This is a genomic window from Saccharothrix coeruleofusca, from assembly GCF_017876325.1.
GTDB classification, from domain to species: domain Bacteria; phylum Actinomycetota; class Actinomycetes; order Mycobacteriales; family Pseudonocardiaceae; genus Actinosynnema; species Actinosynnema coeruleofuscum.
Window position 1 is genome coordinate 4,278,516 of sequence record NZ_JAGINV010000001.1, and the last position, 25,599, is coordinate 4,304,114.

At 72.3% G+C, this 25,599-nt stretch carries 30 protein-coding genes; 14 read left to right on the forward strand and 16 right to left on the reverse strand.

The genetic code is table 11. From position 1 onward, the window contains the following. Nucleotides 1-54 precede the first annotated feature (54 nt). From JOF41_RS18830 to pdhA, 3 genes are read right to left on the reverse strand one after another with little or no spacing between them, the layout of a single operon-like run. On the reverse strand, nt 55-1,299 hold the full coding sequence (locus JOF41_RS18830) for a dihydrolipoamide acetyltransferase family protein (RefSeq protein WP_209620861.1): 1,245 nt from the start codon (nt 1,297-1,299) through the stop codon (nt 55-57). Then, nucleotides 1,292-2,323, reverse strand: a complete 1,032-nt coding sequence (locus tag JOF41_RS18835) for an alpha-ketoacid dehydrogenase subunit beta (protein ID WP_244989628.1) — start codon at nt 2,321-2,323, stop codon at nt 1,292-1,294. Before JOF41_RS18835 ends, JOF41_RS18830 begins: the two co-directional genes overlap by 8 nt. Then, entirely contained in the window at nt 2,320-3,399 is a 1,080-nt protein-coding gene (pdhA, locus tag JOF41_RS18840; RefSeq protein WP_189224957.1) for a pyruvate dehydrogenase (acetyl-transferring) E1 component subunit alpha, read from the reverse strand. The genes JOF41_RS18835 and pdhA overlap by 4 nt, the downstream gene beginning before the upstream one ends. Nucleotides 3,400-3,520: 121 nt before the next feature. Between pdhA and JOF41_RS18845 the strand changes: the two genes are divergently transcribed. Continuing rightward, entirely contained in the window at nt 3,521-3,997 is a 477-nt protein-coding gene (locus JOF41_RS18845; RefSeq protein ID WP_189224956.1) for an Lrp/AsnC family transcriptional regulator, read from the forward strand. Nucleotides 3,998-4,195: 198 nt separating this feature from the next. Here the strand turns inward: JOF41_RS18845 and JOF41_RS18850 are convergent, their stop codons facing one another. From JOF41_RS18850 to JOF41_RS18865, 4 genes are all read right to left on the reverse strand, one after another. Next, nucleotides 4,196-4,927, reverse strand: a complete 732-nt coding sequence (locus JOF41_RS18850) for a CAP domain-containing protein (protein ID WP_189224955.1) — start codon at nt 4,925-4,927, stop codon at nt 4,196-4,198. A gap of 243 nt (nt 4,928-5,170) precedes the next feature. Then, a complete protein-coding gene (locus JOF41_RS18855) occupies nt 5,171-6,454 on the reverse strand; it encodes a HAMP domain-containing sensor histidine kinase (RefSeq protein WP_189224954.1) in 1,284 nt (427 codons plus the stop codon). 10 nt (nt 6,455-6,464) lie between these two features. Next, nucleotides 6,465-7,142 carry a response regulator transcription factor gene (locus JOF41_RS18860; RefSeq protein ID WP_189224953.1) on the reverse strand — a complete coding sequence of 226 codons (678 nt, stop codon included), beginning with the start codon at nt 7,140-7,142 and terminating at the stop codon, nt 6,465-6,467. Nucleotides 7,143-7,235: 93 nt separating this feature from the next. Then, nucleotides 7,236-7,964: an SDR family NAD(P)-dependent oxidoreductase gene (locus JOF41_RS18865; RefSeq protein ID WP_189224952.1), complete on the reverse strand. Its 729-nt coding sequence runs from the start codon at nt 7,962-7,964 to the stop codon at nt 7,236-7,238. 87 nt (nt 7,965-8,051) lie between these two features. Here JOF41_RS18865 and JOF41_RS18870 point away from each other — a divergent pair, with 87 nt between their 5' ends. Both JOF41_RS18870 and JOF41_RS18875 read left to right on the forward strand, forming a co-directional pair. Then, entirely contained in the window at nt 8,052-8,411 is a 360-nt protein-coding gene (locus JOF41_RS18870) for an ArsR/SmtB family transcription factor (RefSeq protein WP_189224951.1), read from the forward strand. Beyond that, entirely contained in the window at nt 8,408-8,950 is a 543-nt protein-coding gene (locus JOF41_RS18875) for a hypothetical protein (RefSeq protein WP_209620864.1), read from the forward strand. The genes JOF41_RS18870 and JOF41_RS18875 overlap by 4 nt, the downstream gene beginning before the upstream one ends. Before the next feature lie 22 nt (nt 8,951-8,972). Here the strand turns inward: JOF41_RS18875 and JOF41_RS18880 are convergent, their stop codons facing one another. Continuing rightward, complete coding sequence (locus tag JOF41_RS18880; protein ID WP_209620867.1) at nt 8,973-9,752, reverse strand: phosphotransferase family protein; 780 nt, start codon at nt 9,750-9,752, stop codon at nt 8,973-8,975. A gap of 37 nt (nt 9,753-9,789) precedes the next feature. Here JOF41_RS18880 and JOF41_RS18885 point away from each other — a divergent pair, with 37 nt between their 5' ends. Further along, nucleotides 9,790-10,491: a VIT1/CCC1 transporter family protein gene (locus JOF41_RS18885; protein ID WP_229795948.1), complete on the forward strand. Its 702-nt coding sequence runs from the start codon at nt 9,790-9,792 to the stop codon at nt 10,489-10,491. A gap of 91 nt (nt 10,492-10,582) precedes the next feature. Next, nucleotides 10,583-10,795 carry a hypothetical protein gene (locus JOF41_RS18890; RefSeq protein WP_209620870.1) on the forward strand — a complete coding sequence of 71 codons (213 nt, stop codon included), beginning with the start codon at nt 10,583-10,585 and terminating at the stop codon, nt 10,793-10,795. A gap of 70 nt (nt 10,796-10,865) precedes the next feature. Here the strand turns inward: JOF41_RS18890 and JOF41_RS18895 are convergent, their stop codons facing one another. The 3 genes from JOF41_RS18895 to JOF41_RS38330 form a co-directional block, all read right to left on the reverse strand. Continuing rightward, a complete protein-coding gene (locus tag JOF41_RS18895; RefSeq protein WP_189224947.1) occupies nt 10,866-11,495 on the reverse strand; it encodes a DUF4360 domain-containing protein in 630 nt (209 codons plus the stop codon). Between the two features lie 85 nt (nt 11,496-11,580). Continuing rightward, complete coding sequence (locus JOF41_RS18900; protein WP_189224946.1) at nt 11,581-12,198, reverse strand: DUF4360 domain-containing protein; 618 nt, start codon at nt 12,196-12,198, stop codon at nt 11,581-11,583. A 248-nt stretch (nt 12,199-12,446) separates the two neighbouring features. Then, nucleotides 12,447-12,965: a MarR family winged helix-turn-helix transcriptional regulator gene (locus JOF41_RS38330; RefSeq protein ID WP_189224945.1), complete on the reverse strand. Its 519-nt coding sequence runs from the start codon at nt 12,963-12,965 to the stop codon at nt 12,447-12,449. Nucleotides 12,966-13,125: 160 nt separating this feature from the next. Here JOF41_RS38330 and JOF41_RS18910 point away from each other — a divergent pair, with 160 nt between their 5' ends. Beyond that, entirely contained in the window at nt 13,126-14,358 is a 1,233-nt protein-coding gene (locus JOF41_RS18910) for an HNH endonuclease signature motif containing protein (RefSeq protein ID WP_209620872.1), read from the forward strand. Between the two features lie 18 nt (nt 14,359-14,376). Here JOF41_RS18910 and JOF41_RS18915 read toward each other — a convergent pair whose 3' ends face one another. Then, complete coding sequence (locus JOF41_RS18915; RefSeq protein ID WP_189224943.1) at nt 14,377-15,552, reverse strand: zinc-dependent alcohol dehydrogenase; 1,176 nt, start codon at nt 15,550-15,552, stop codon at nt 14,377-14,379. Beyond that, nucleotides 15,549-16,517 (reverse strand): SRPBCC family protein, encoded by a 969-nt coding sequence (locus tag JOF41_RS18920; RefSeq protein WP_189224942.1) that lies wholly within the window; start codon nt 16,515-16,517, stop codon nt 15,549-15,551. Before JOF41_RS18920 ends, JOF41_RS18915 begins: the two co-directional genes overlap by 4 nt. A 565-nt stretch (nt 16,518-17,082) precedes the next feature. Here JOF41_RS18920 and JOF41_RS37860 point away from each other — a divergent pair. Continuing rightward, on the forward strand, nt 17,083-17,424 hold the full coding sequence (locus JOF41_RS37860; RefSeq protein ID WP_189224941.1) for a DUF742 domain-containing protein: 342 nt from the start codon (nt 17,083-17,085) through the stop codon (nt 17,422-17,424). Between the two features lie 4 nt (nt 17,425-17,428). On the opposite strand, the gene JOF41_RS18930 is transcribed toward JOF41_RS37860, so the two are convergent. Beyond that, the gene (locus JOF41_RS18930; protein WP_189224940.1) at nt 17,429-18,157 is read right to left on the reverse strand and encodes an anti-sigma factor family protein; all 729 of its coding nucleotides are present in this window, start codon (nt 18,155-18,157) and stop codon (nt 17,429-17,431) included. Between the two features lie 5 nt (nt 18,158-18,162). Then, nucleotides 18,163-18,720 carry a sigma-70 family RNA polymerase sigma factor gene (locus JOF41_RS18935; RefSeq protein ID WP_372448488.1) on the reverse strand — a complete coding sequence of 186 codons (558 nt, stop codon included), beginning with the start codon at nt 18,718-18,720 and terminating at the stop codon, nt 18,163-18,165. Between the two features lie 187 nt (nt 18,721-18,907). Between JOF41_RS18935 and JOF41_RS18940 the strand changes: the two genes are divergently transcribed. The 7 genes from JOF41_RS18940 (at nt 18,908) to JOF41_RS18970 (ending at nt 24,881) form a co-directional block, all read left to right on the forward strand. Then, nucleotides 18,908-19,486: a hypothetical protein gene (locus JOF41_RS18940; RefSeq protein WP_189224939.1), complete on the forward strand. Its 579-nt coding sequence runs from the start codon at nt 18,908-18,910 to the stop codon at nt 19,484-19,486. Between the two features lie 13 nt (nt 19,487-19,499). Further along, a complete protein-coding gene (locus tag JOF41_RS18945; RefSeq protein ID WP_229795947.1) occupies nt 19,500-20,252 on the forward strand; it encodes a DUF4142 domain-containing protein in 753 nt (250 codons plus the stop codon). 163 nt (nt 20,253-20,415) lie between these two features. Next, complete coding sequence (locus JOF41_RS18950) at nt 20,416-21,255, forward strand: ferredoxin (protein WP_189224938.1); 840 nt, start codon at nt 20,416-20,418, stop codon at nt 21,253-21,255. Then, a complete protein-coding gene (locus JOF41_RS38335) occupies nt 21,252-22,811 on the forward strand; it encodes an NAD(P)/FAD-dependent oxidoreductase (protein ID WP_209620876.1) in 1,560 nt (519 codons plus the stop codon). The genes JOF41_RS18950 and JOF41_RS38335 overlap by 4 nt, the downstream gene beginning before the upstream one ends. A gap of 54 nt (nt 22,812-22,865) precedes the next feature. Continuing rightward, nucleotides 22,866-24,149 (forward strand): glycosyltransferase family 2 protein, encoded by a 1,284-nt coding sequence (locus JOF41_RS18960; RefSeq protein WP_209620880.1) that lies wholly within the window; start codon nt 22,866-22,868, stop codon nt 24,147-24,149. 31 nt (nt 24,150-24,180) lie between these two features. Continuing rightward, nucleotides 24,181-24,366 (forward strand): hypothetical protein, encoded by a 186-nt coding sequence (locus tag JOF41_RS18965; RefSeq protein WP_209620882.1) that lies wholly within the window; start codon nt 24,181-24,183, stop codon nt 24,364-24,366. A gap of 47 nt (nt 24,367-24,413) precedes the next feature. Further along, nucleotides 24,414-24,881 carry a YkvA family protein gene (locus JOF41_RS18970; protein ID WP_189224934.1) on the forward strand — a complete coding sequence of 156 codons (468 nt, stop codon included), beginning with the start codon at nt 24,414-24,416 and terminating at the stop codon, nt 24,879-24,881. Here the strand turns inward: JOF41_RS18970 and JOF41_RS18975 are convergent. Further along, nucleotides 24,802-25,551 carry a lysophospholipid acyltransferase family protein gene (locus JOF41_RS18975; protein ID WP_189225082.1) on the reverse strand — a complete coding sequence of 250 codons (750 nt, stop codon included), beginning with the start codon at nt 25,549-25,551 and terminating at the stop codon, nt 24,802-24,804. The genes JOF41_RS18970 and JOF41_RS18975 overlap by 80 nt on opposite strands. Between the last annotated feature and the right edge of the window lie 48 nt (nt 25,552-25,599).

The window sequence follows — 25,599 nt, forward strand, 5'->3', positions numbered from 1 at the left end:
GTGCTGGGCGGGTGCGCGACGGCCGGTTCGTCGGGTACCGGCCGTCCACTCAGGTCACAGGTCCGCCAGCGCGGTGATCGGCGACTCGACGCAGTCGGCCACGAAGCGCAGGAACCCGCCCGCCGTGCCGCCGTCGCACACCCGGTGGTCGAAGGCCAGCGTCAGCTGCCCGACCTTGCGCACCGCCAGCTGCCCGTCCACCGCCCACGGCCGGTCCACGATCCGGCCGATGCCCAGGATCGCCGCCTCCGGGTGGTTGATGATCGCCGCCGAGCCGTCCACGCCGAACACGCCGTAGTTGTTGACGGTGAAGGTGCCGCCGGTCAGCGCGGCGGGGGTGAGCGTGCCCGCGCGCGCCGAGGCGGTGTGGGCCGCGATCGCCGCCGCCAGCTCGGCGGTGGTCAGGGTGTGCGCGTCGCGCACCACCGGCACGACCAGGCCCCGGTCGGTCTGGGCCGCGAAGCCCAGGTGGACCTCGTCGAGCACGACCACCTCGTCGCCCTCGACCCGCGAGTTCAGCTCGGGGAACTTCTTCAGCCCCAGCACGGTGAACCGGGCCAGCAGCGCCAGCAGCGACACCGACGGCAGCGCCGCGCGGGCCTGCAGCAGGCCGGTGGCGTCCACGTCCACCCACACGGTGGCCTCGGGGATCTCCCGGCGCGAGGTGGCCAGCTTGCGCGCGATCGCGCCGCGCGGGCCGCGCAGCGGGATGCGCCTGCCACCGGTGGGCTCGGCGGTGCGGGCGGCGGTGCGGGCGGCCAGTTCCCGCTCCACGTCGACGCGGCGGATGACGCCGCCGGGCCCGGTGCCCCGGACGCGCTCCAGCGCCAGGCCGTTCTCCTTGGCCAGGCGGCGCACCAGCGGGGAGATGACGCCGGGGTTGCCGGACGGGGCCTCCTCGACGGGGCCCTTTTCGATGGGAACTGCCTCGGCGGGAGCCGCCTGCGCGGGGATGCTCGGCGCCTGCGGTGCGGGCACGCGGGCCCCCGCCCGGCGCCTGCGGCGCGGCGCGGCGGACGTGCCGTAGCCGATGAGCACGTTGCCGCTGCGGTCACCGGACGGCTCTGGCTCGCCGACGGTCAGCAGCACCGACCCCACGGCCAGCTTCTCCCCCGGTTCGCCGAACCGGGCGCTCACCACGCCCTCGAACGGGCAGGGCACCTCCACGACGGCCTTGGCCGTCTCCACCTCCACCACGGGCTGGTCGACCGCCACCCGGTCGCCGACCGACACCAGCCAGGTCACGATCTCGCCCTCGGTCAGGCCCTCGCCGAGGTCGGGCAGCCGGAAGTCAGGCACCGCGCACCACCACCCGGTCGTCCCACTGCAGCCGGTCGATCGCGTCGAGGACGCGGTCCACGCCGGGCAGGTGGTGCTCCTCCAGCTTCGGCGGCGGGTAGGGGATGTCGAAACCGGTCACCCGCAGCACGGGGGCGTGCAGGTGGTGGAAGCAGCGCTCGGTCACCCGCGCCACGACCTCCGCGCCGTAGCCGCCGAACCCGGACGCCTCGTGCACCACCACGGCCCGCCCGGTCCGGCGCACCGACGCGCACACGGTCTCGTCGTCGAACGGCGACAGGCTGCGCAGGTCGACCACCTCGACGTCCCAGCCCTCCTCGCGGGCGGCCTCGGCGGTCTCCAGCGCGGTGGCGACCATCGGCCCGTAGGCGATCAGCGTCACGTCGCGGCCGTGGCGGCGCACCACGGCCCGGTCGAACGCCGCCGCCGGGCCGCCGTGCAGCGGCCCCTTGGTCCAGTAGCGGCGCTTGGGTTCGAGGAACACCACCGGGTCGGGCGAGTCGATCGCGTCGCGCAGCAGCCGGTAGGCGTCGTCCGGGGTGCCGGGGGTGACCACGCGCAGGCCGGGGGTGTGGGTGTAGTAGGCCTCCGAGGAGTCGCAGTGGTGCTCCACCCCGCCGATGCCGCCGCCGTAGGGCACCCGGATCACCACCGGCACCTCGACCCGGCCGCGGGTGCGGTTGCGCAGCTTGGCCAGGTGGCTGGTGATCTGCTCGAACGCCGGGTAGGCGAAGGCGTCGAACTGCATCTCCACCACCGGGCGCAGGCCGTTCATGGCCATGCCGATGGCGGTGCCGACGATGCCGGACTCGGCCAGCGGGGTGTCGAACACCCGCCGCTCGCCGAAGCGGGCCGCCAGCCCGTCGGTCACCCGGAACACCCCGCCCAGCGCGCCCACGTCCTCGCCGAAGACCAGCACGCGCTCGTCGGCCTCCAGCGCGTCGGCCAGCGCCCGGTTGAGCGCGGCCGCCATGGACACCACGGTCGTGTCAGCGGTCGTGCCCGTGGTCGTGCCCGTGGTCATGCCAGCTCCCGCGCCAGCTGCGCCGCCTGCTCGCGCAGGTGGGTGGTGGGTTCGGCGTAGACGTGGGCGAACAGCTCCGCCGGGTCGGTCTCCACGTCGGCGTTGAGCTGCTCGCGCACCCGCGCGGCGAACGCCTCGGCCTCCTCGGCCAGCGCCCGCTTGCCCGCGGCGTCGAGCAGACCGCGCGAGACCAGGTGCGCCTCCAGGCGGTCCACCGGGTCGCGGTCCAGCCAGGCGGCGACCTCGTCGGCGTCGCGGTAGCGGGTGGCGTCGTCGGCGTTGGTGTGCGCCTCGATGCGGTAGGTGATCGCCTCGACCAGCGTCGGCCCGTCCGCGCGCAGCGCCTCGCGCACCACCGCGTAGACCGCGGCGGCGTCGTTGCCGTCCACCAGCACCGACGGCACGCCGTAGCCGATGCCCTTGTGCGCCAGCGAGGGCGCGGCGGTCTGCTTGCTCAGCGGCACGCTGATGGCGTAGCCGTTGTTCTGCACCAGGAACACCACCGGCGTCCGCCACACGCCCGCGAAGTTCAGCGCCTCGTGGGTGTCGCCCTCGCTGGTCGCGCCGTCGCCCAGCATCACCAGCGCGGCGGTGTCCTCGCCCTTGAGCCGGGCCGCGTGCGCGAAGCCCACGGCGTGCGGGGTGTTGGTCGCCAGCGGCGTGCACTGCGGGCCGACCCGGTGCTCGTGCGGGTCGTAGCCCAGGTGCCAGTCGCCCCGCAGCAGGGTCAGCGCCCCGGCCGGGTCCACGCCCCTGGTCACCAGCGCCACCGAGTCCCGGTAGGTGGGGAACAGCCAGTCCTGCTCGCGCAGCGCCAGCACCGCGCCGACCTGGCACGCCTCCTGCCCGCGCGAGGACGGGTAGACCGCCAGCCTGCCCTGCTTGGTCAGCGCGGTTGCCTGGGTGTCGAACCGGCGGCCGATCACCATGTGCCGGTGCAGCCGCACCAGCACGTCGTCGTCGGGCATCTCCAGCGGCGAGTCCTCGACCGGCGAGCCGTCCTTGCGCAGCAACGACAACGGCTCCTCCGAGGGGAGCAGCGTCCGCTCCCGCTCGGGTGCGCGCAGGCGGGCCATGGGCACCTCCGGAACTGGTGGAACGCGGTGCCTGGCATGATCCGGCTCACACCGACCGATCTTCCAGTTCCGGATGGACAATCCGGACGGATGGCCGCGCGATCGGGTTACAGTCGGCCACATGACGCCCAGCGCTGGACGAACGGCTCCGCTCGACACCACGGACCGCCGCATCGTGGAGGCGCTGCGCGCGGAGGGCAGGCTGTCGATGCGGGCGCTGGCCGAGCGGCTGCACATCTCCCGCGCCAGCGCGTACTCGCGGGTGGAGCGGCTGCACCGGGACGGGGTGATCACCGGCTACTCGGCGGTGGTGGACCCGGAGCGCTACGGCTACGGCATCTCCGCCTACGTCTACCTCAAGATCAGCCAGCACTCGTGGAAGGCGGTGCGCCAGCGGGTGCTGGAGATCCCCGAGGTCTGGCACGGGGCGCTGGTCTCCGGCGACTACGACCTGGTGCTGCTGGTGCGTGCGCCGGACGCGCACAGCCTGCGCGACCTGGTGCTGACCCGGTTGCAGACCATGCCGGACGTGACCTCCAGCCACACCGTGCTGATCCTCGACGAACTGCCCGCCGAAGCCCACCAGCCACGGCTGTGAAACCGTCAATTCCGACAACAGCCCCGACAACGGCAGAGCGCCCCCGCCCCCACCGGAGTGGGAGCGGGGGCGTTCGCCTATGCGCCGCGACGGGTGCGGCACCCGGCGATGCCGCCGTTTACCGCCGGGTGCGTTGTCCGGGCGGCGCATGTCACCCGCGATGACCGGAGCATTCGGGTCACGCGGGGTGTCGAGGGGTCACCAGCCGAAGTTCTGGGTCCAGTAGATTCCGTAGGAACCACCCCTGGCCATGCCCGCGCCAATCGCCTTGAGCCCGCAGTTGAGGATGTTCGCGCGGTGGCCCGCGGAATTCATCCAGCCCTTCACCACGTCCTCGGGCGTGCGCTGGCCCGCGGCGATGTTCTCCGCGCCGGGGGTGGGGTAGCCCGCGGCCTTGATCCGGTCGACGAACGAGCGGCCGTCCTTGGACACGTGGCTGAAGTAGTTCTGCGCGGCCATGTCGGCGCTGTGCGCGCGGGCGGCCTTGGCCAGTCGCGGGTCGGCGGCCAGCGCGGGGCAGCCGTTGCGGGCGCGTTCGGCGTTGGTCAGCTCGACCACCCTGGCCTCGGCGATGTCGGCTTCGCCCTGGGCCTTCGTGGTGGTGACCGGCGGCTTCGCGGCGACCGTCGTCGTGGTGGCGGTGACGGCAGGTGGCCTGCTGGTCGTGGTGGTGGCGGCGGCGACCGTCGTCGTGGTGGTCGTCGGCTCGGCGGTCGTGGTGCTCGTCGTCGTGGTCGTGCTCGTCGTCGTGGTGGTGCCGCTGGTGATCGTCGTGGTGCTCGTGGTCGGGGTGGCGCTGGGCTGTAACGGGGCGCGGGTGGTCGTGGTGGCGGTGGCGCCCACGAGCCCGATCGACTCCGGCTCCTCACAACCGGTCAGTGCCAGCAGGGCGAAGGCGGCGACGGGCAGTGCGGTGCTCTTGCGCGACACGCGAAAACCTCATCTGCGTTCGACAGCGATTTTCGGGCGCGGCGACCGCGACTGCGCTCTATGCAGGGTAGCGCACGCGGTCGCCGCACCAGAGTGGAATGGGGTCGACCGGTCGAGCGTTGGGAGCGCCGCGATCGGCCCCATTTCCTGGAAACAACTTTATCGAGCTTCGCGGAAATGTCAACAGGCATTTATTTATGGAAGATTTAAAGTTGTCATCAGGTTCGGGAAAGGCCGCTCGGGTCAGACTGGAGCGTCATCCAGCCGGGTCAGCCGCAGCTGCACGCGCGTGCCGCCCAGCGGGCCTCGGTCGACCACCAGCGAGCCCCCGGTGGACTCCGCGGCGCGGCGCGCGATGTCCAGGCCCAGGCCGGTCGAGCCCGCGCCGCTGCTGCCCCGCCGCAGCGCGGCCTCCAGGTCGGCGATGCCGGGACCGGCGTCCTCGATCACCACGATCACCCGGTCGGCCTGGTGGAACAGCGCCACCACGAACCCGGTGCCCTCGGGGGTGTGCCGGAAGACGTTGCCCAGCACGGCGTCCATCGCCGCGGCCAGGTCGCTGCGGGTCAGCGGCACCAGCGCGGGCCGCTCGACGCCGCGCAGGTTCCACAGTCGCTGCTGGTCGTCGGCCAGCGCGGACCAGAACACCAGCCGGTCGCGCACCACCTCCGCGGCGTCGCAGCGCGTGCCCGCCGGGTCGTCCAGCTCCCGGCGGGCCGCCCGGATCAGCTCGTTGACCTCGCGCTCGAGCGCGTGCACGGCTTGCCGGACCCGGTTGGCGCCGCTGTCGGCGCCCAGCGTCTCCGAGTCCAGCCGCAGCGCGGTCAGCGGGGTGCGCAGCCGGTGCGACAGGTCGGCCAGCACCTCGCGCTCGGCGGTGACGAGCTGGCCCAGCCGGTCGGCCATCCGGTTGAACGCGCCGCCGACCTCCACCAGCTCCGGTGGGCCGGTGGGCGTGACGCGGGCGGCCAGGTCGCCCTGCTCCATCTTGCGCGCCTGGTCGGCCAGCGCCCGCGACGCCTTGACCACCCGCGCGCCCAGCCGGTCGGCGACCAGCACCGAGCCCAGCACCAGGGTCACCGCGACCCCGCTGAGCGCCAGCCACGCCTGCGTGACGCCGCGGGCCAGCTCCTCCCGCGCCACGAACGCCTCGACCACCACGACCCGGCCCCGGTCCAGCACCACCGGCTGGACGTGCACCCGGCCGTCCGGGACCTCGGCGACGAACGCCCGCCCCTCCCGCGCGGCGGTGCGCAACTGCTCCTCGGTCGCCTTGCCCGAGCCGACCACCCGCCCGCCGCCCAGGTGCACCGCGACCTGCCCGTCGCTGCCCGCCAGCGCCTGCCGCACCGCCGCCGGGTCGTCGGTGATCACCAGCACCGGGGCCAGCGCCCCGGCCCGCCGCTCGGCGTCGGCCAGCGCCCGGTCCTCGGCGAGCTGGCGCACCACCAGGGCCAGTGGGATGAGGAAGGCCAGCGCCACCATGGAGGTGACCGCGAGCGAGACCAGCGCCAGCGACTTCCTCACGCGGTCGTCCTCATCCGGCGGCCGTCAGCTTGAAGCCGACCCCGCGCACGGTGTGCAGGTAGCGCGGCTGGGCGGCCCGCTCGCCGAGCTTGCGGCGCAGCCACGACAGGTGCACGTCCAGCGTCTGGTCGTCGCGGCCGGACAGGTTCCACAGGTTGGCCAGCAGCTCGGCGCGCGGCACCACCTTGCCCTGCCGGGCGGCCAGGTAGGCCAGCAGGTCGAACTCCTTGCGGGTCAGGTTGAGCTCCCGGTCGCCCAGCCGGGCCTCGCGCCGGTCCAGGTCGATGACCAGCTCGCCGATCCGCAGCGGCCCCGGCGGCGGCTCCCGGCGGGCGCGGCGCAGCACCGCCGACAGCCGGGCGGCCAGGTGCTCGCTGGAGAACGGCTTGACCAGGTAGTCGTCCGCGCCCGCGTTGAGCAGCCGCACGATCTCCTTCTCGTCGTCGCGGGCGGTGGCCACGATGACCGGGGTGTCGCAGACGCCGCGCATCATCCGCAGCGCGTCGGCCCCGTCCACGTCGGGCAGGCCGAGGTCGAGCACGACGAGGTCGAAGGTGGCGGCGGTGATCTCCCGCAGCGCCTCCAGCGCCGTGCCCACCGGCAGGACCGCGTGGCCGAGCCCGGTCAGGGCTCGGGTCACGGCGGAGCGCACCACCGCGTCGTCCTCCACGAGCAGCACCGAAACCATGGCGCGCACGGTAACGCGAGAACTCTTCGCGCCGGGGCGGGGGCGGAGGAGCGCTCGGCACCCGGCTGGTCGGACACCGCTACTTGAACACCGCTACTTGAACACCGCGCCGCCACCGTCGACGAAGATGTTGGCCCCGGTCACGTAGCTGGCCCTGGGCGAGGCCAGGAACAGGATCACCTCGGCGATCTCCGACGCCGAGGCCACCCGCCCCAGCAGCGCGATCGCGGCCCTCGGGTCCGTGCCGTCAGCGGCCTCGGTCATCGCGCCGTCGGTGGTGACCGGCCCAGGGGTCACGGTGTTGACCCGCACCCCGGCGAACTCCAGCGCCCACGTCCGGGTCAGCGACTCCAGCGCCGCCTTGGTCGCGCTGTAGGCCGACGTGCCGGGGAAGGCGCGGGCGGCGGCCAGCGACGAGATGTTGACGATGCTGCCGGAGCCGCGCTCGACCATCTTCGGCGCCAGTGCGGCGGTGAGGAAGTACGGCGCGCGCACGTTGATGTCGAACATGAGCTGGTAGCCGGCCAGGTCCTGCTCGAAGGTCGACGCGGCCGGGAAGACGCCCGCGTTGTTGACCAGGACGTCGACCTCCCCCGCCGACTCCGCGAGCTCGCGCACCGAGTCCAGGTCCGCCAGGTCCGCTTGGACGTACTCGGCCCGCCCACCGCGCGCTTCGATGTCGGCGACCACCGCCTTGCCGCGTTCGGCGTCCCGCCCGGACACCACCACGGCAGCGCCGGCGCCCGCCAGCAGCAGGGCCGTCTCGCGCCCGATGCCCGAGGTGCTCCCGGTGACCAGGGCGCGCTGGTTCGCCAACTCCATGACCCAACCCCTTGTTGTTCGATATTCGGTGAACATCGAACAAGCTAGCGACTTCGTTCGAAGTTCGCAAACCATCGAACGGTTATCATGGTCCACGTGCGCCACAGGGAACCCCCGCCCGCCGTCGACCAGCTGCGCCTGACCGACGTGCTGGCCGCGCTGAGCGACCCGCTGCGCGTGGGACTGGTCCGACAACTGGCCAACGGCGAGGAGCGCTGCTTCAGCGAGTTCAACGTCCCCGTGGCCAAGTCCACGCTGAGCCACCACCTGTGCACGCTGCGCGGCGCGGGCCTGACCGACACCCGAGGCGAGGGCACGCGCTCCTACGTGCGGCTGCGCCGCGAGGACATCGAGGCCCGCTTCCCGAACCTGCTCGACGCCGTGCTGGACGCCGCCGACCGCGACGACGTGGGCAACCACGTCAGCGTGTCGTCCGGTCCGGCGTGAGCCGGGCCCTGTACCTGGCCGCGTGGTCGGCGTCGACCGCCGTCGCGGTCGGGCTGTCCTGGCTGGGCATCCGGTTCGTGCTGGACGCGGGCGTGCCGGAGCGACCGCGCGTGGTGGCCGGACCGGTGCAGCACTCGTCGCTGGTCGCCACCACGACCACCACCACCACCACGACCGCGGTCACGACCACCACGGCCGCCGTCCCGCCCCCCGCCTCCCGGCCCACGACCACCACCACCGGCATCACGACCACCACCACCACGGCCACCCAGCCGCTGCCGTCGGAGGAAGGCACCTGGACCGAGATCGACGGCAAACCCGCCTACCTGCGCAGCTTCACCACCCAGGGCGGGGTGGCCTCGGTGCGCTTCTCCCCCGGCGCGATGCAGCCGATCTCGGCCACCCCGCGCCAGGGCTACGCCGCCAGCGTCGAACTGCCCGCGGACGCGGTGGTGGTCGTGTTCACCGGCTCGGGCCGCACCTCGCGCCTGGAGGCCAGCTGGCACGACGGCCCGGTGTGGCGGGTCCTGGAGTCCTGAGCCGCCCGACCACGCGGCGGTGCTACACCCGGAACACCCACGCCATCGACTCCAACGACCTGCGCGCGTAGACCTCGTGCCCGCCGCGCACGCCGTAGGCCAGGTCCTCCAGCGCGGTGCACCGCGCGTAGAACACCGCCCGCTCGCGCAGCGGCTCCGGGGTCGCCGCCAGCGCCGACGGCCCCAGGTCCCGGAACAGCCTGCCGTAGTCGTAGGCCGGGTCGACCCACGCCGCGTCGGTCCAGTCGATCACCCCGGTGACCCCCGTCGTGGCCATGTCCACCAGGACGTGCTCCACCCCGAGGTCGTTGTGCGAGAACACCGACCGGTGCCCGGCCGCGGGCGGCGGAGCGGCCAGGAACCGCTCGACCGGCCGCCGGAACGCCTCGGGCACGGGCAGGGCCGGGTAGTCGGCCGCCGCGTCGGCCAGCCACTCCTGCAGCGGGGGGTCGTCCTCGGGCGCCGGGATGTCGGCGGCCTGCACCGCGGCGAGGAACTCGGTCAGCGCGGCCACCACCGACGGCCGGGGACCGACCCGGTGCAGCGGCGCCCCCGGCAGCTTGCGGTAGGCCATCCACTCGCCTTCGGCGAACAGCGGCACGGGCACCGGCAGCGGCGAGACTTCCGCGACCGCCGCCAGCACGGCGGCCTCCGCCACGACCGAGCCCCGCTTGCGCCGTCGCACCACCAGCGACTCGTTCACCTCGTACGCGACGTTCTCCTGCCCCTCGCCCAGCAGCCGCACCGACTCCACGGGGAGGCCGGGCAAGTGGGCGGCGAGGACTCGACGCAGTTCCCCCATGGCACGAGGCTAACCGCCGCGTGGTTCGATCACGGGCGTGCACGTCGACGAACCCCACCAGGACGACCTCTCCAGCAGGCTCAACTGGCTGCGCGCCGGGGTGCTGGGGGCCAATGACGGCATCGTGTCGACCGCGGGCCTGGTGGTCGGCGTCGCCGGGGCCACCTCCGACCGCACGGCCATCTTCGCCGCGGGGGTGGCCGGGCTGGTGGCGGGCGCGCTGTCCATGGCGGGCGGCGAGTACGTCTCGGTGAGCACCCAGCGCGACACCGAGCGGGCCGCGCTGCGCCAGGAGGCGCGCGAGCTGCGCGACATGCCCGAGGAGGAGGAGCGGGAGCTCGCCGAGATCTACCAGGCCAAGGGGTTGTCGCCGGAGCTGGCCGAGGAGGTGGCGCGCGAGCTGACCGCGAAGGACCCGCTGCGCGCCCACGCCGAGGCCGAGCTGCAGATCGACCCGGACAACCTGACCAGCCCGTGGCAGGCGGCCTGGGCCTCACTGGTGGCCTTCGCCGCGGGGGCGGTGGTGCCGCTGGTGGCGATCGTGCTGCCGCCGACGTCGTGGCGGGTGTGGGCGTGCGCGCTGGCCGTGCTGGCGGGTCTGGCGATCACCGGCGTGGTCAGCGCCCGGCTCGGGGCGAGCCGGGTCGGGCGGGCGGTGCGGCGCAACGTCGTGGTGGGGTCGCTCACCATGCTGGTGACCTACTACGTGGGGCTGCTGTTCGGGGTGACGATCGGCTGAGGTGATCGCGCAGGTGTGAATCGACCGGTCAGTGGGTAACCGCCGCGCATTCGACGTGTCCTGCTGCGTCGCATCCCCTGGAGGTCCCGCCATGGCGCACTCACCTATGCCGTCCCTCGTCCGCGGGGGGCTGAAGTCCGAACGCGGGCTGTGGCTGCTGCTGGCCTGCCTGTTCACCCTGGTGGGAGCGGTCAACGTGACGGTGGCGCTGAGCGAGTCGGCGTGGTGGCAGGCGGCCGTGGCCGCTCTGCTGCTGCTCGCCGCCGCGGCCTGCGCGAGGGCGGCGGGCCGCGCCGCCCGCTAGCGTTCCCACCGCGTATAAGCGGGCAGGCAACCTCTCGGCTGCCTGCCCGCCGGCCTCCCCACCACGGGGTCTATGGACAGGTCTTCCATGCGAAGTGGTAGGTGGTCTGGATGGTGGTGTCGGTCGAGTCCATCGACATGAAACTGGTGGTCTTGGGGTCGGAGGTCCCCAGGCTCACCCGCAACTCGGTGTTGATGTTGAAGTTGCGCTTCTCGCCGCAGGGGTGGTAGACGATCGCGGCGAGCTCGGTGGTGTCCGTGGCCTGCCAGTCGTCGCTGAACGGCCCGGCGTAGTTGTGCACCTTGTACGCCGTGGGCGACATACCCTGGAAGTAGTAGTTCGCCCGTTCCATGCCGGTGGCACCCGGCTCGAGGTGCCCGAAGCCGCGGTAGTCGGCCTGGGCGATCCCGTAGGTGAAGCCCGACGGGACGTTGACCTTGAGGTTCAGCTGGCAGTTCTTGCGCCACGCGGTGGGATCGGCGTTACCGCCCACCACCGCCATGAAGTCGCTGTAGGTCACGGTGAACGCCTTGTTGTCCGGCGACACCGCCACCGCCGCGGTCCCGGCCGGACAACCGGACCCGTTGACGGTCACCACTTCGATGGTGATGTGGTCCAGCGGTGGAGTGGTGCCGGGTGCCCCACCGGGCGGGATCACGATCACCGACGCCGCCAGGGCGGCGGCCACAATGTTCAGCATCGAACACCTTCCGACTCGTCAAAAAACCGATCAACGGCGGCGAATTGCTCCGGGGTCGAACGTGCTCCACTGCAGCCGACAACTCCTAGCACCGCTTCCAGGCGAAGTGGTACTTGGTGCTGACGCTGCCGTCGGTGGAATCCATCACCATGAAGCTGGTGCCTTGCGCGGAGCCGTTCGAAACCCGCAGCTCGGTGTTCAGGTTGACCAATCGGGACTCGCCGCAGGGGGCGTACACGATGGAACCGAACTCGGTCGCGTCCGTGGCCTGCCAGTTGTCACTGTAGGGGCCGGTGAAGGAATGGCTCTTGCGCCCGGTGGGCGACATGCCCGCGAAGTAGTAGTTGCCCTGCTCCATCCCGGTCGCACCCGCCTGGAGGTGCGCGAAGCCGCGGTAGTCGGCCTGGGCGACGCCGAACGTGAAGCCCTGCGGGTAGCCGACCTTCACGGCCAGCTGGCAGTTCTTCCGGAAGTCCGTCGGGGCGGCGCCTTCACCGGCTTCGGCGAGGAACGCGCTGTAGGTGACGGTGAACGCGGTGCGATCGGGGGAAGCAGCCACCGCGGCCGTTCCGGCTGGGCAACCCGACCCGTTCACGGTCACCACATCGACGGTGACGTAGTCCGGCGGGGGCACGGCCTCGGATTGGGCGGTGGGAATGAGCGCGGACATGACGAGCGCAGCCGCTGCCACTGTGGTCAGCATGGGGGGCCTTTCTGCTGCGATGCGATGCGACGACGGTTAAGCGAACGTATCGCAGCAATCCCCGGCGGCCATTCCGCCATCCGCATGAAAAATGTTTAGCGTCCGCACCAGGGGTCCACCTGGTGAAACAGGGGCTGGTTCAGCGACCCTGGGATGACCACATCTCAGAAAACCTGAGACGCATTAACAACCGGCTGCGCAACATTTCGTTGAATTTCGCACGACATTGTCCGAAAGGCGTCCCGCCACTACCCCGGCCGGGTCGCCACCACGCGGCGGATCATGTCGACCATCCGGGCGCGATCCTCCGGCGAGAGGATTTCGAACCACCGCGATTCCCGCGCGTTCTGCCTGGGGAACGCCCGCGACACCGCCTCGCGCCCGCGCTCGGTCAGCGCCACGAACACCACCCGCCGGTCCCGCTCGTCGCGGCTGCGCTCCACCAGGCCCGCCCGCTCCAGCGTGTTGATCAGGTTCGACATCGCCGAGCGCGTGGTCCCCGACAGGTCCGCCAACCGGTTGGGCTGGGTCGGGCCCAGGATCCACAGCTTGAACATCAGCCGGAACGCGGGCATGGTCCAGCCGTGCTCGCGGTGCACCAGCGCCTCGTAGTCGGTGATCATCATGTACGCCAGCTGCAGCACGTTGTAGGACAGGCCGAACGCCTCGGCGTCCCCGCCGAGTTCGGCGATGCGGTGCCGCGCGAACCTCTCGTAGTCCTGCTCCGTCACCACGTCCTCGGCGACGGGCACCTCCTGCTCAGCCACCGGGCAATCCTCTCAGGACACCAGGGTCCGCGGTGCTCGAACAGGACACCAGGGCGCGACAGGGGGACCACTGTGGACAGCGCGGTGCCCCGGTCATCCATCCGTGAACGCCTGATCGTGTAGATGCGACGGGAACAGGTGTTCGAATAACGTGGTGGACATGAGTCCTCCGCCCGCGCTGCTGTCCGACGACGACTTGATGAGTGCCGTCGCCGAGGTCGAGACGCGCGCTCGAGCGCTGCACGGGCAGCGCCTGGCCCTGCTGGCCGAGGTGCTGCGGCGCGGGCTGGACCTGGAGTCCTATCGGCACAGCACCCGCGTCGACCGGGCGCGGTTGCGGCGCTGGACGGCGCAGGTCCGCCTGTTCCTGGGCACCCTCAGCGCCACCGGGCAGCCGCTGGAACCCGCGCACCCGATCCCCGCAGAGGTGTGGCCGGAGCTGAGCGAGGAGCACCTGGCCGAGCTGGCGCGGGCGGTTTCGCTGCGACTGCCTCCGGGCAGTCAGGAGATCCTGGTCCGCGCCGCCTGCGCGGTGGAGCCGCGGGCGGTGCGGCTGCTGGCCGAGCACATCCGCGACCGCACCGCGCGGGACGAAGCCGACGAACGGGACGAGCACGCCGCCCGCGGCGACGTGTTGCACCTGCGCCACCTGCCGGGCGGACGGCTGGAGCTGTGGGGCGAGCTGTCCGCCGAGACCGGCGCCAAGTTCACCGCCCTGCTGTACCCCTTGGCCGCGCCCCTGGCGGGCGAACGGGATGCCGCCGAACAGGGCGCAGCCGAGCGAGGTGCGGCCGAACGCGGTGCGGCCGCACCGCGCAACCGCGCCGAGCGGCAGGGGGAGGCGTTCGCCGACCTGCTGGAGCTTGCCGAGGGCAGCGGCAGGCTGCCCAGCGAAGCCGGGGAGCGCCCGCACATCAGCGTCACGGTCGGCTTCGACGCGCTGCGCCGCGGCACCGGCCACGCCCGGCTGGACGACGGCCGCCACCTCAGCGCCGCCCAGGCCCGCCGCCTGGCCTGCGACGCCAAGGTCATCCCGGTCGTGCTCGGCGGGCGCTCGGAGGTGCTCGACCTCGGCCGCGCCCGGCGCACCGTCAGCCTGGCGCAGCGCCGCGCCCTGCACGCCCGCCACGGCGGCTGCGCCTTCCCCGGCTGCCACCGGCCATCGACCTGGTGCGACGCCCACCACGTGCGCCACTGGGCCGACGGCGGCCCCACCGACCTGGACAACCTGGTCCTGCTGTGCCGCCGTCACCACACCCTGGTCCACCACACCGAGTGGCGCATCACCCTGGTCGACGGGGTGCCCGCCGTCATCCCACCCCGCCACGTCGATCCCGCCCAGCGCCCCCGGCAGAACCTGCTGCACCGACAACCCACCCGGCACGCGGCCTGACCAGCCGGGTGGCCGCCGTCAGGGGGTGAGGATCACCTTCTCGCAGTCGTCCTGCTTGTGCTTGAAGATCTCGAAGGCGCGCGGCGCCTCCTCCAGCGACATGCGGTGGGTGATGATCCGCGTCGGGTCGATCTCCCCGCGCTCGATGAGGCCGAGCAGCGGCTTCATGTAGCGGTGGACGTGGCACTGACCGGTGCGCAGCGTCAGCGACCGGTTCATCCAGGCGCCCGCCGGGAACTTGTCCATCAGGCCGCCGTAGACGCCGATGACGGACACCACGCCGCCGCTGCGGCAGGACAGGATCGCCTGGCGCAGGGCGTGCGGCCGCTCGGTCTCCGACCGGACGGCCTGCTTGACGCGGTCGTAGGCGTTGATGTGGGCGCTGCCGTGGGTGGCCTCCAGGCCGACGGCGTCGATGCACTTCTCCGGGCCGCGCCCGCCGGTGAGCTCCAGCAGCCGGGACCGGACGTCGACCTCGTCGAAGTTGATCGTGGTGTAGCCCGCCCGCTCGGCCATGGCCAGCCGGTAGGGCTCCTTGTCGATCGCGATGACCTGCGCGGCGCCCAGTGCCCGCGCGCTGTCCATGGCCAGCTGCCCCACCGGTCCCGCGCCCCACACCGCGACCACGTCGGTGGGCTGGATGTCGCACATCTCGGCGCCCATGTAGCCGGTGGGCAGGATGTCGGACAGGAACAGCACCTGCTCGTCGGTGAGGTCGGACTCGATCTTGAGCGGGCCGACGTCGGCGAAGGGCACCCGCGCGTACTGCGCCTGCCCGCCCGCGTATCCGCCGGTCAGGTGGGAGTAGCCGAAGATCCCGGCGACCGGGTGGCCGAACATCTTCTCCGCGATGCCCGCGTTGGGGTTGCTGTTCTCGCAGCAGGAGTACAGCTCCGCCGCGCACGCCCCGCAGGCGCCGCAGGCGATCGGGAACGGCACCACGACCCGGTCGCCCACGCGCAGCTTGCCGGGGTCGACGCCGGGGCCGACCTCGACCACTTCGCCCATGAACTCGTGGCCCATGATGTCGCCGTCCTGCATGGTCGGCACGTAGCCGTCGACCAGGTGCAGGTCCGAGCCGCAGATCGCGGTGGAGGTGACCCGCACGATCGCGTCGCGGCTGTTGAGGATGGTCGGGTCGGGCACGTCGCGGACCTCGACCTTGTTGCGACCCGCCCAGGTGTTCGCCCTCATGCCACGGCTCCCTTCGCCAGTTCCTCGGCCGACAGGGGCTGCGCGGGCCGCTGCGGGAACTCGTGGCGGGCGCGCTTGCCCCACGGGGCGCCCTCGGAGCGGACCACCTCGCCGGTCTCCAGGACCTGCTTGAGCCTGCGCAGGTCGTCGTCGAGCTGCTGGTGCGGCTCCTCGCCGAAGTAGCGGGCGACGGCCTTGCCGATGGCCCCGCCGGGCATGTCGTAGCGGATGACCACGTGCACCTCGGTGCTCACGCCGTCCGGTGCGGGCACGAACCACACCTTGCCGGTGTTGGGCACGTCCGCGTCGCCGGTCGAGCGCCAGCCGATGCGCACGCCGGGCTCCTCGTCGGTGATCTCGGCGTCCCACTCGACGGTGCGGCCGAACGGTGCCGTGGCGCTCCAGCGGCTGGTCCTCTCACCGGTGGTGCGCACGTCGTCCAGGTGCGCCATGAAGGTGGGCAGGTTCTCCAAGCGCCGCCAGAACTCGTACACCTCCCCCGGTGGCCTGCGCACGGTCGTCGTGGCGGTCAGGTTCACAGTTCCTCCTCCGGCCCGCTCACGGGAGGTGAGCGCGGTGAGCACGTCCAGAGCGGTGATGCCGAGCACGGCGCCGGTGACCCCGGCCAGGCGCCTGCGCTGCCGCGCCTGCTGCCGCCCCCGTCGGTTGGCCAGCGCCACGGCGAGGCTGGTCAGGTCCATCGCGTCGCCCGCGACGCGGGTCCACGCCCACGGGCCTGCCCGCTTGCCCGCCAGCAGCCCGGCGGCGTGCACGAGTTCGCGGGCGCCCACCAGCGGCACTACCGCGCGGGAGGTGGCCGAGTCGTCGACCCCGCTCATCCGCCGCACCGCGTTCGGGGCCGCCACTTGCGCGACTCCCAGGCCCAGGCTCACCCAGCCCAGGGCTCGCCCGAGCCGTCCTCCCGCTCTGCCCGCCGTCTTCCGGTCCACCGACTGGGAGACCATGGCCGTCCTCCGGATGCCCTCGGGTTGAGCCGCGTGCTCTGCGGCGCGCGGCCGTTGACCACGGCGGGTTACCACCCCTCTTCGGCGTTACACCTGGTGTCGAACGGTGACGGTCCGCCGCTCGACGAACCATTCCGTTGAACGGTCAACATCAAGCCTTGCCCAACACCGTTGTGAGAGCGCTCCCGCGCCGGCTAGCTTCGAACCCGGCCACAAGCCGCGATGGTGAGCTCATCACCAGAACACATCCCCCAGTGTTCTGCCCCAGTGTTCTGCGAGGTTCCTGTGATCGTGAATCCGACACCCATCGGGTGATCCTCCGGGTCACCTCGCGACGACTGCCGTCGCGGGGTGGCCTCCCGGTCGCCGAGCCGGTCGGCAACCGATCATCCCATGAATGTCGAAAATTTCGATCACACTGGGAATCAACGCTGGTACGCAGCGTGTCGACGGAAAGAAAAACCCGCCGAATTTCGGATCAACAGCAGACAGCGCACCCCGGTCACTTCTAAGGTCGAACACCGGCAACGGCCTTGAAGATCACTCCGACCGCCGAGGAGCTCCGGTGTCGACACCGCGGGTGCGCCCCTACACCAGGACCGGCGGCCGGACGCGCTCGACGACAGCGCTGGCGATCGAAACGATCGTCACGACCAACGAGCGCGCCGCCCGCGACGCGCTGACCTCCACCGCGGAGCACCGCATCATCAGCGACCTGTGCAGGCTGCCGCACTCGGTGGCCGAGGTGGCCGCGCGACTGCACCTGCCGCTGGGCGTGGTGCGCGTGCTGCTGGCCGACATGTCGGACCTGAGTCTGATCAACGTCCACCAGAACGCCGACAACTCCGACGGCGGCCCGTCGCTGGAGCTGATGGAGCGGGTCCTGCTGGGACTGCGCCGGATCTAGCGCGTCAACTGGTGGGCAGGCGCACCAGGACCTTGCCGTCGTCGTTGTAGCGCACCGAGAACTCCGAGATCTCGTGCCACTTGAAGCCGACTCCCCCGACGACGTGCACCGGGTCGTCGCCGCTGCCCGACCCGGCGGCCTTCCAGCTGGCCACGGTCAGCACGTCGCCCTCGCGGGACTTGGCGACCAGCTCGCACAGCCCCGGCCCCTTGACCCCCCTGACCTCCAGCTGCAGTGAGGTCCCCCAGGGCTCGGGCGAAGCGCTGATCCGGGCGGTCACCCCGGTGGCGGGGTCGGTCCGGGCGACCGACCCCGATCCGTCGGGTGAGTTGTTGGCCACTTCGGACTGCCGGGGCGCGGTTGAACCCGCGGCCACGGTGTTCGAAGAGGAAGAAGCGAGGTTCACCGACACCACGGCGGTCACGGCGACGAGCAGGACGGCCGCGGCGGCGGCCAGCAGGACGCGGTTCCGGCGCTTGCGCGCGCGGTCCTCCGACACCGTGTCCAGCATCGCCCGCACGGAGCGCCCGTCGGGTCGCTCGCCCGCGTTGGAGCGCAGCATCCCGTTGGCGTCGGCTTCGTCGAGCAGGTCGGGCAGCATGGCGAAATCGCGCAAGTCGAGCGCACATCGGCGGCACTGGGCGAGATGGTTCTCGAAGGCGTCGACCTCGTCCTCATCGAGGATGCCGAGGACATACGCCGCCACGTCGACGTGGTTCGGCAGCGAACTCACCTGTGTCAGCCCCGATCCTGCAGCGCCCGCCGCAGGGCGCGAAGAGCGTAGTAGACCCTGGACTTCACCGTGCCCGGTGGTACTCCGAGCACCGCTGCGGCTTCCCCGACGGTCCGATCCCTCAAATACGTCTCGAGAATAGCCTCCCGGTGCTCCTCCGTCAGTCCGTTGAGCGCTTCGGCGACCACGATCGCGGCCAGCGTGCGGTCCGCCTCATCCCGCGACGGCGCCTCGTCGGACGGGGTCAACTCCGACTCCTGCGGTCGGACGCTGCGCTTGCGGCGGTCGTCGATGACCAGCCGCCGGGCCACGGTGAACAGCCAAGAGCGCAGCAGGACGGGGTCCCGCTCCAGCTTCTCGGCGTTGCGCCACGCCCGGACCAGCGTCTCCTGCACGATGTCCTCTGCCCATTGGCGGTCGCTGCCGGTCAGCCGCATGGCGTGACCGAGCAGCGCGCTGCCGAACTCCTGGTAGAGCCTGCGGATCAGCTCGTCCTCCAGACCGGTGTCCGGCCATGGCTGATCGCGTTGTGTTTGTTGTTGAGTGCGTCTGTGCCGCGCCACGCCGCGTATCCAAGCGCGCCGACGGGTTCCAAGTCGAGAGTCTGGCCGCAGAAAAAGTGGTCGAATCGTTCGTGAACCGTCACCGGGTCGTGTCCGTACTCCTCGGTGTCCGCCCAATGGCGTCGACCGGTTCCCCCCGGTCGCTGGACCGTTCGGCGGAACCCGCCAGCAGGAGAAAGGACCAACCATGCGCAGTCGACGCACCAGGAAGGCGTTGCTCACCGTTCCCGCCCTCGCGGCATTCGTGCTGACCAGCGCCTGCGGCGCGGGCGGCCTGGGAGCCACGGGCAGCGGGAACGGCGCGGCGGGCGCCGGCTCCGGTACGACGACTCTCCAGCAACAGGCCGAATTCAGCAAGGAGCCCCACCAGATGCTGTCGGCCACCGAGTCGGCACAGGTCGGCTGGTTCGTGGCGGACGCCGGGGGTTTCGCGCTCTACCGGTACGACAAGGACACCGCCAAGCCGCCGAAGTCCAACTGCGACGGCGAGTGCGCCAAGTCGTGGCCCCCGGTGCTGGTCGGCGAGCACACCATGACCTCCGGTGTGGACCCGACCATGGTGGGCTCGGTGACCAGGGCCGACGGCAAGAAGCAGGTCACGCTGGCCGGTTGGCCGCTGTACCGGTACACGGGGGACAAGAAGGCGGGAGACCTGACCGGGCAGGGCAAGGGCGGCACGTGGTTCGCCGTCACCCCGGAGGGCAAGAAGGCCCAGGCGGAGGACGGCGCGGCGCCCGCGCAGGGGTCCACTGGCGACGGTTACTAGGACTGGGAAAGCCATGTCAGCGAAGCGTTCCGCGGCGGTGGTGCTGGCCGTGCACCTGCTGCTCTCGCTCGGTCTCACCGGTGTGGCCCACGCCGACGACCCGGTGGACGCCGGTCCGGTCCAGCAGACGCCGCTGGGCCCGATCACGGCCATGGACAAGGACCTGCTGGTCAAGGTGCGCCTCGCGGGCCTGTGGGAGATGCCCATGGGCGAGGAGGCGCAGACCCGCGCGGCCAGCCAGCGGGTCAAGGAGGTCGGCGCGCAGCTGGCCAGCGACCACGCGTTCCTCGACCAGCGGGTGCTCCGGCTGGCCGACCAGATGGGCGTGGAACTGCCCGACGAGCCCAACGCCGACCAGCAGTCGTGGATGGCCGAGATGCGCAGCGCCACCGGCGCGGCGTTCGACGACTCGTTCGCCAACCGGCTGCGCGCCGCGCACGGCTCGATCTTCCCGGTCATCGCCCAGGTCCGGGCGATGACCCGCAACGAGGCGATCCGGCAGTTCGCCCAGGTGGGCAACAACATCGTGCTCAAGCACATGACGCTGCTGGAGAGCACCAACCTGGTCACCGCCGAGGTGGGGCTGGCCAAACCGGTGGCCGCGGGCGCGGCGCCGGACGCGGCATCGGCCAACCCCGTGCGCGCTGCCCAGGTCGTCCCGACCGGCGGCCCCAACATGATGACCGTCCTGCTGATCTGCGCGGTGGGGGCCGCGGTGACCATCGGCCTGCTGCGCGTGCTGCGGCCGAAGGGTTCGGTGAAGTGAAAGGAGGTGGTGGCCACAGCGGGCACACCACGTCAACCGCGGCGACGCGGAACTGTCACACACCCCTTCCCGCCCGGCAGGTCGTGACCACTCCTGCGCGACCAGCCGGGCGGGTCGTCCCCCACCTGCGAGTTCTCTCCCGCCATCTCGGAGGTCGAAAACCGTGCTCACCCAGGTTCCGCTGCTCGTCGCCCAGGCGGCGGGCGACGGCCACGACGCCGGAGTGCGCCACGTGGCGCAGATCTCGGCACGTCTGGCCTACGCGGCCATGTGCGCCACCCTGTGCTGGGGCGTCATGATCGCCACCGGCTGGGCGAACAAGTTCACCGGCAGGCAAGGGCTGCGCAACAGCCACATGGTGCTGGCGACGCTGGCGCTGGCCTTCGGCTCGCTGCACGCCTTCGCGTTCACCATCCTGCAGGTCAACGCCTTCAGCTTCGTCAAGATCACCGTGCCGTTCGCCACCGGCGGCCTGTTCCGGCACGCGCTGGGCATCATCGGCCTGGAGATCATGCTGGTGATCGCGTTCACCGCGGGCCTGCGCAAGAAGATCTACTACCGCAAGTGGCTGCGGCTGCACCAGCTGGCCTACCCGGCGGTCACCATCACCGTCATCCACTCCTGGTTCGGCGCCATCGCCAACGGCAACCTGGCCGTGCTGTGGCTGGCGGGCCTGACCATCCTGATCCCCACGGTGACCATCGCCCTCGCCCGCTTCCTGCCGCCCGACGTGCTGGTCAAGCTCGGCATGCTGGAGCCGGAGCCGGGCTTCGAGCCCGAGCCCGACGGCGCGGGCGGCAGCGCGCTGGACGTCAGCGTCGACAACGAGCGCTGCCACCGCTACGGCATCTGCCAGGCCGAGGCGCCCGGCATCTTCCAGCTGGTCGACGACGAGCGCCTGCGCTACGACCGCAGGCCCCCACCGGAGCAGTTCGCGAAGGCGCGCGCTGCCGCCCGCGCGTGCCCGATGCGCGCGATCGAACTGCGGGAGCGAGTGCGGTGAAGAACGAGGAGCGGATCGTGATCGCGGGCGGCGGGCTGGCAGGGCTGCGGTCCGGGGAGCGGCTGCGGGAGCTGGGCTACCAGGGCGAGATCGTGATCGTCAGCGCGGAGCGGCACCTGCCCTACCACCGGCCCGCGCTGTCCAAGGAGGCCATCAACGGCGAGCTGCACGCCAGCGACCTGCGGCTGACCATCAGCCGCGAGCTCAACGCGGTGTGGCGGCTGGGCACCGCGGCCACCCACCTGGAGCCGGACCGGCACGTGGTGGGGCTGCCCGGCGGCGAGGAGCTCAAGTACGACGGGCTGATCATCGCGACCGGGGTCGAGCCGCGCCACCTCGCGGGCGCGCCGCGGCAGGACCCGCGCATCCACGTGCTGCGCACGGTCGACGACGCGATCGGCATCAAGAACGCGATCAACTCCACGCAGGGCCTGGTGGTGGTGATCGGCGGCGGCCTGATCGGCTGCGAGATGGCCGCGTCGGTGAAGATGATGGGCCGCGACGTGGCCATCGTCAGCCGCTCGTCGACGCTGCTGGGCGGCGCGTGCGGCAAGCAGATCGGCGACACCGTCACCGAGGCGCACCGGGCGCGGGGCGTGCGGATGGCGATGGGCGTGAAGATCCGGCACTGGGTGCGCCAGCCGGGCGGGGTGGCCATCCACCTGTCCGACGGGCAGGTGTTCTTCGCCGCGGTCGTGGTGATCGCGGTGGGCGCCTCCCCGTCGGTGGCCTGGCTGCGCGGCTCGGGGCTGGTGCTGGAGGACGGGCTGCTGTGCGACGCGACCTGCCACGCGGTCGGGGCGACCGACATCGTGGCCGCGGGCGATGTCGCGCGCTGGCCCAACCTGAGGTTCGGAGGACAACCGCGTCGGGTCGAGCACTGGCTCAACGCGGTGGAAATGGGGCGGGCGGCCGCGGAGAACCTGTTGGCGGGCAGGGAGAATTCGCGGCCGTTCACCCCCGTTCCGAGGTTCTGGACCGAGCAGTACGGGATGCGCATCCAGGGGTCGGGCATCCCCGCCCTCGGCAAGGACACCACCACGCTGGCGCGCTCCAGCAAGGACCACCGCACCATCACCGGCTTCGTCAACGAGGGCAGGCTGGTGGGCATGGTGGGCCTGGACGCGCCCACCGCGATGATCAAGCTGTCGCCGGAGCTGTGGCGGCAGAACAAGGTGGTGGGCGGTCCGGAGCGGCAGCGCCGGGTGCCGCAGCACCTGGCCGGGCCCGAGCCGGAGGCGACCCGGATCGCCCCCGCCAGGGGCGAACTGGCCGACAGCGGCGGTGCTCCGGGGCGAAGTGATCCTGGACGAGGTGATCCGGGGCGGGGCGAGGAACCCCGGCTGCCCCGGCAGCAGCAGGACTCGCAGCCGCTGCCGATCCCGCCCCGCGAGCAGCCGCGTCCCGAACGGTCCCGCTACGAGGAAGTCCGCCACGAGGAGACCCGCTACGAGGGTGCCCGCTACGACTACACGCCGCAGCACGCCCCCGTGGTGCGGACCCGGCACCAGCCGCGTCCGCTGGCCCGCAGCGGCCCCAGGGCCAGGCCCAGGTGAGCTGTTACCCGAATGCCGTAGTTCCGTAACTCCGGCCACCAAGCATTCGGGGGTATGGCGAACCGGAACAACGCAGTCACGGTCGTGGGCATCCCGGCCCGTGACGAGGCGCGCACGGTCGGCGCGGTGGCCGAGGCCGCCGACGCCGGCCTGCGGCTGGCCTTCCCCGGCGGGAGCAACGCGGTCGTGCTGGCCGACAACGGCAGCACCGACGGCACCGTGGACCGGTTCACGGAGACGCCGCTGCGCGCCCGCAAGGTCGTGGCGCGCAGCGGCGGCGAGGGAACCGGCAAGGGCACCAACGTCTTCGCGATCATCGACCGCGCGCTGGAGCTGGGCGCGGACCGGGTGCTGCTGCTCGACGCGGACGTGCGCTCCGCCGAACCGGAGTGGGTGGGCAGGCTGGCCGGGGCGGTCGACGACGAGCGGCCGACGCTGGCGGTGCCCGTCTACCGGCGCAACCGCTTCGAGGCCAACACCACCAACCACCTGGCCAGCCCGCTGCTGGCGGCGGTGTTCGGGGTGCACCTGCAGCAGCCCATCGGTGGCGAGTTCGCCTTCAACCGGGCGTTCCTGGAGCGGGCCCGGACCTGGCCGCGGCCCGCGAGCGCCTACCTCTACGGCATCGACGTGTGGCTGACCGCCAACGCGCTGCGCGAGCGGATGCGCGTGGTGGAGGTACCGCTGGGGCGCAAGCTGCACAACTCCCCGTTCCCGAAGATCCTGCGGTTGCCGCAGCAGGTGCTGGACTCGCTGTTCCACGTCGTGCTGCGCACCGACTGCGTGCGCCCGTCACGACCGGGCGCGGTGCGCTCGCGGGCGGCGGTGGACGGTGCGGCGGCCCCTCAGGACCCGGCGGTGGTCTCGCGGGTGTCCGCCTCGGTGGCGCGGTACCTGGATGCGCACCGCGATGACGTGCGGGCGCTGTTCCCCGCCGCGGACGGGCTCACCGCCGCGCCGTGGGGGCTGCGGGTGACCACCGAGCAGTGGCCGCACGTCCTGGCCGACGCGCTGGCGGCGCTGGCGGGCGGCCGGTTCGAGCAGGCGCGCGACCACCTGGTGGCGCTCTACGTCAACCGCGTGCTGACCTTCTGGGAGGAGATCGACGGACTCGACGACACCCGGATCGACGGGCTGCTGGACCGGCAGGCCGAGCTGACCGTGCGCGCGGTGCGGGACAGGCGCATCGCGCTGGGCGGCTCGACCGGGCCGGGGGTGTTCCGGGTCGGCCACTGGGCGGGCTTCAACGACGACTCCCCCGCGACTCCCCTGGCAGCGGCGTGCCCGCCCGACCCATCGGCCGCGCCCCTTCGGGCGGTGAACCGCGGCGTCGCGTAACAGCCGGGCCAATCCGAACGCTGTTCAGGTCATGACATCGCGCGGCACGTCCCGTCAGTGGTCGAAACCGTTGGTGGCGCTGGCCGCCGTCTTCCTCGCGCTGGCCCTGTGCAACGGGCTGGTGGTGCTCTTCGACCGGGCCCTCTGGCGGGGTGCCACGGCCGCGGGGTGCGCCGTCGTGGCGGCGGCGCTGCTGGCGGCGGGGCGAAGACGGTGAGCCGCGCGAGCGGTGCGCGGCGGGGCCTCCGGCCCTAGCATGGTGGGGTGATCTTCTTCGGCGGGTTCCTCGCCGTGCTGGGGCTGTCGACGCTGGTGTGGCGGGACGCGGAGGTGGTCGGGCTCCCCCCGGCCGCGGTGGGCGTCGCGCTGCTCGTGCTGGGCGCGGCCGGGATCGCGCTCGGCCTGCTGCGCCGGGCGCGGCGGCGACGCGCCCGGATCGCCGCCGGGGAGCCCGAGCCGATGGGCTCGGTCCTGGACCGGGCCCGCGCGCTGCCGCGGATGCTGCGCGCCCGCAAGGACTACGGCCTGCCCGCCACCAGGGTGGCCACCTGGGCGTTCGCCCTGGTCTACCTGGTGTCCCCGGTGGACGTGCTGCCCGAGCTGCTGCCGGTCATCGGGGTCACCGACGACGCGGGCGTGCTGGTGTGGCTGCTCACCAGCCTGTCCGCCGCGGCGGGTGGCTACCTGCGCTGGGAGTCGGAACGGCGCGGTCACCGGGCGCGGCGCCCCTGAGCTCGGCCAGCAGCCCGGTGATCGCGCTCATGATCCGCGCGGTGGCCTCCTCCAGCACCTCCTTGGTCGGCTCCAGCTCGTAGAGGTCGGACAGGTCGACCTCCGGACCGGCCAGCACGTCCACCCGCGTCCAGGGCCGGGGCAGCAGGCCGCCCGGCGGCAGCAGCCGCTGGACGCCCCACTGCGCCACCGGCACCACCGGGGTGCGGGTCTCCAGCGCGATCCGCGCCACACCCGACTTGCCGCGCATCGGCCAGCCGTCCGGGTCGGTGGTGAAGGTGCCCTCCGGGTAGACGATCACGCACTCGCCGCCGCGGAGCGCGTCCCGCGTCGCGCCCACCGCCAGCCCGGCCCGCGCGGTGCCCCGGTCGACCGGGATGTGCCCGCCCGACGACATCACCCACCCGACCACCGGTGCCCGCCACAGCGCCGCCTTGGCCAGGAAGCGCGGCACCCGCCCGGAGGCCAGCGCGAACGCGGCCAGCGTCACCGGGTCGGCGTTGGACAGGTGGTTGGCCGCCAGCAGCACCGGACCCCGGCCCGGCACGTGACGCCGCCCACGCATCCGCGTCCGCACGAACAGCACGACCAGCGGCCACAGCGCCTCGATCGCCAACCCGTACCAGAACCCCCGGCCGCGCCGGGGCAACCGCGCGGTCAACGCCACCATCTCGGAGAAGCTCACCGGGGGATTCTGGGCCACCGCCGCCGCACCGCC

Bases quoted from the DNA above. Each gene is read 5' to 3' on its own strand.
- JOF41_RS18835 (WP_244989628.1), bottom strand. From the start codon at position 2,323: ATGACCACGGGCACGACCACGGGCACGACCGCTGACACGACCGTGGTG.
- pdhA (WP_189224957.1), bottom strand. From the start codon at position 3,399: ATGGCCCGCCTGCGCGCACCCGAGCGGGAGCGGACGCTGCTCCCCTCG.
- JOF41_RS18845 (WP_189224956.1), top strand. From the start codon at position 3,521: ATGACGCCCAGCGCTGGACGAACGGCTCCGCTCGACACCACGGACCGC.
- JOF41_RS18860 (WP_189224953.1), bottom strand. From the start codon at position 7,142: ATGGTTTCGGTGCTGCTCGTGGAGGACGACGCGGTGGTGCGCTCCGCC.
- JOF41_RS18865 (WP_189224952.1), bottom strand. From the start codon at position 7,964: ATGGAGTTGGCGAACCAGCGCGCCCTGGTCACCGGGAGCACCTCGGGC.
- JOF41_RS18870 (WP_189224951.1), top strand. From the start codon at position 8,052: ATGGTCCACGTGCGCCACAGGGAACCCCCGCCCGCCGTCGACCAGCTG.
- JOF41_RS18880 (WP_209620867.1), bottom strand. From the start codon at position 9,752: ATGGGGGAACTGCGTCGAGTCCTCGCCGCCCACTTGCCCGGCCTCCCC.
- JOF41_RS18890 (WP_209620870.1), top strand. From the start codon at position 10,583: ATGGCGCACTCACCTATGCCGTCCCTCGTCCGCGGGGGGCTGAAGTCC.
- JOF41_RS18895 (WP_189224947.1), bottom strand. From the start codon at position 11,495: ATGCTGAACATTGTGGCCGCCGCCCTGGCGGCGTCGGTGATCGTGATC.
- JOF41_RS18900 (WP_189224946.1), bottom strand. From the start codon at position 12,198: ATGCTGACCACAGTGGCAGCGGCTGCGCTCGTCATGTCCGCGCTCATT.
- JOF41_RS18910 (WP_209620872.1), top strand. From the start codon at position 13,126: ATGAGTCCTCCGCCCGCGCTGCTGTCCGACGACGACTTGATGAGTGCC.
- JOF41_RS18915 (WP_189224943.1), bottom strand. From the start codon at position 15,552: ATGAGGGCGAACACCTGGGCGGGTCGCAACAAGGTCGAGGTCCGCGAC.
- JOF41_RS18920 (WP_189224942.1), bottom strand. From the start codon at position 16,517: ATGGTCTCCCAGTCGGTGGACCGGAAGACGGCGGGCAGAGCGGGAGGA.
- JOF41_RS18940 (WP_189224939.1), top strand. From the start codon at position 18,908: ATGCGCAGTCGACGCACCAGGAAGGCGTTGCTCACCGTTCCCGCCCTC.
- JOF41_RS18945 (WP_229795947.1), top strand. From the start codon at position 19,500: ATGTCAGCGAAGCGTTCCGCGGCGGTGGTGCTGGCCGTGCACCTGCTG.
- JOF41_RS18960 (WP_209620880.1), top strand. From the start codon at position 22,866: ATGGCGAACCGGAACAACGCAGTCACGGTCGTGGGCATCCCGGCCCGT.
- JOF41_RS18965 (WP_209620882.1), top strand. From the start codon at position 24,181: ATGACATCGCGCGGCACGTCCCGTCAGTGGTCGAAACCGTTGGTGGCG.
- JOF41_RS18975 (WP_189225082.1), bottom strand. From the start codon at position 25,551: ATGGTGGCGTTGACCGCGCGGTTGCCCCGGCGCGGCCGGGGGTTCTGG.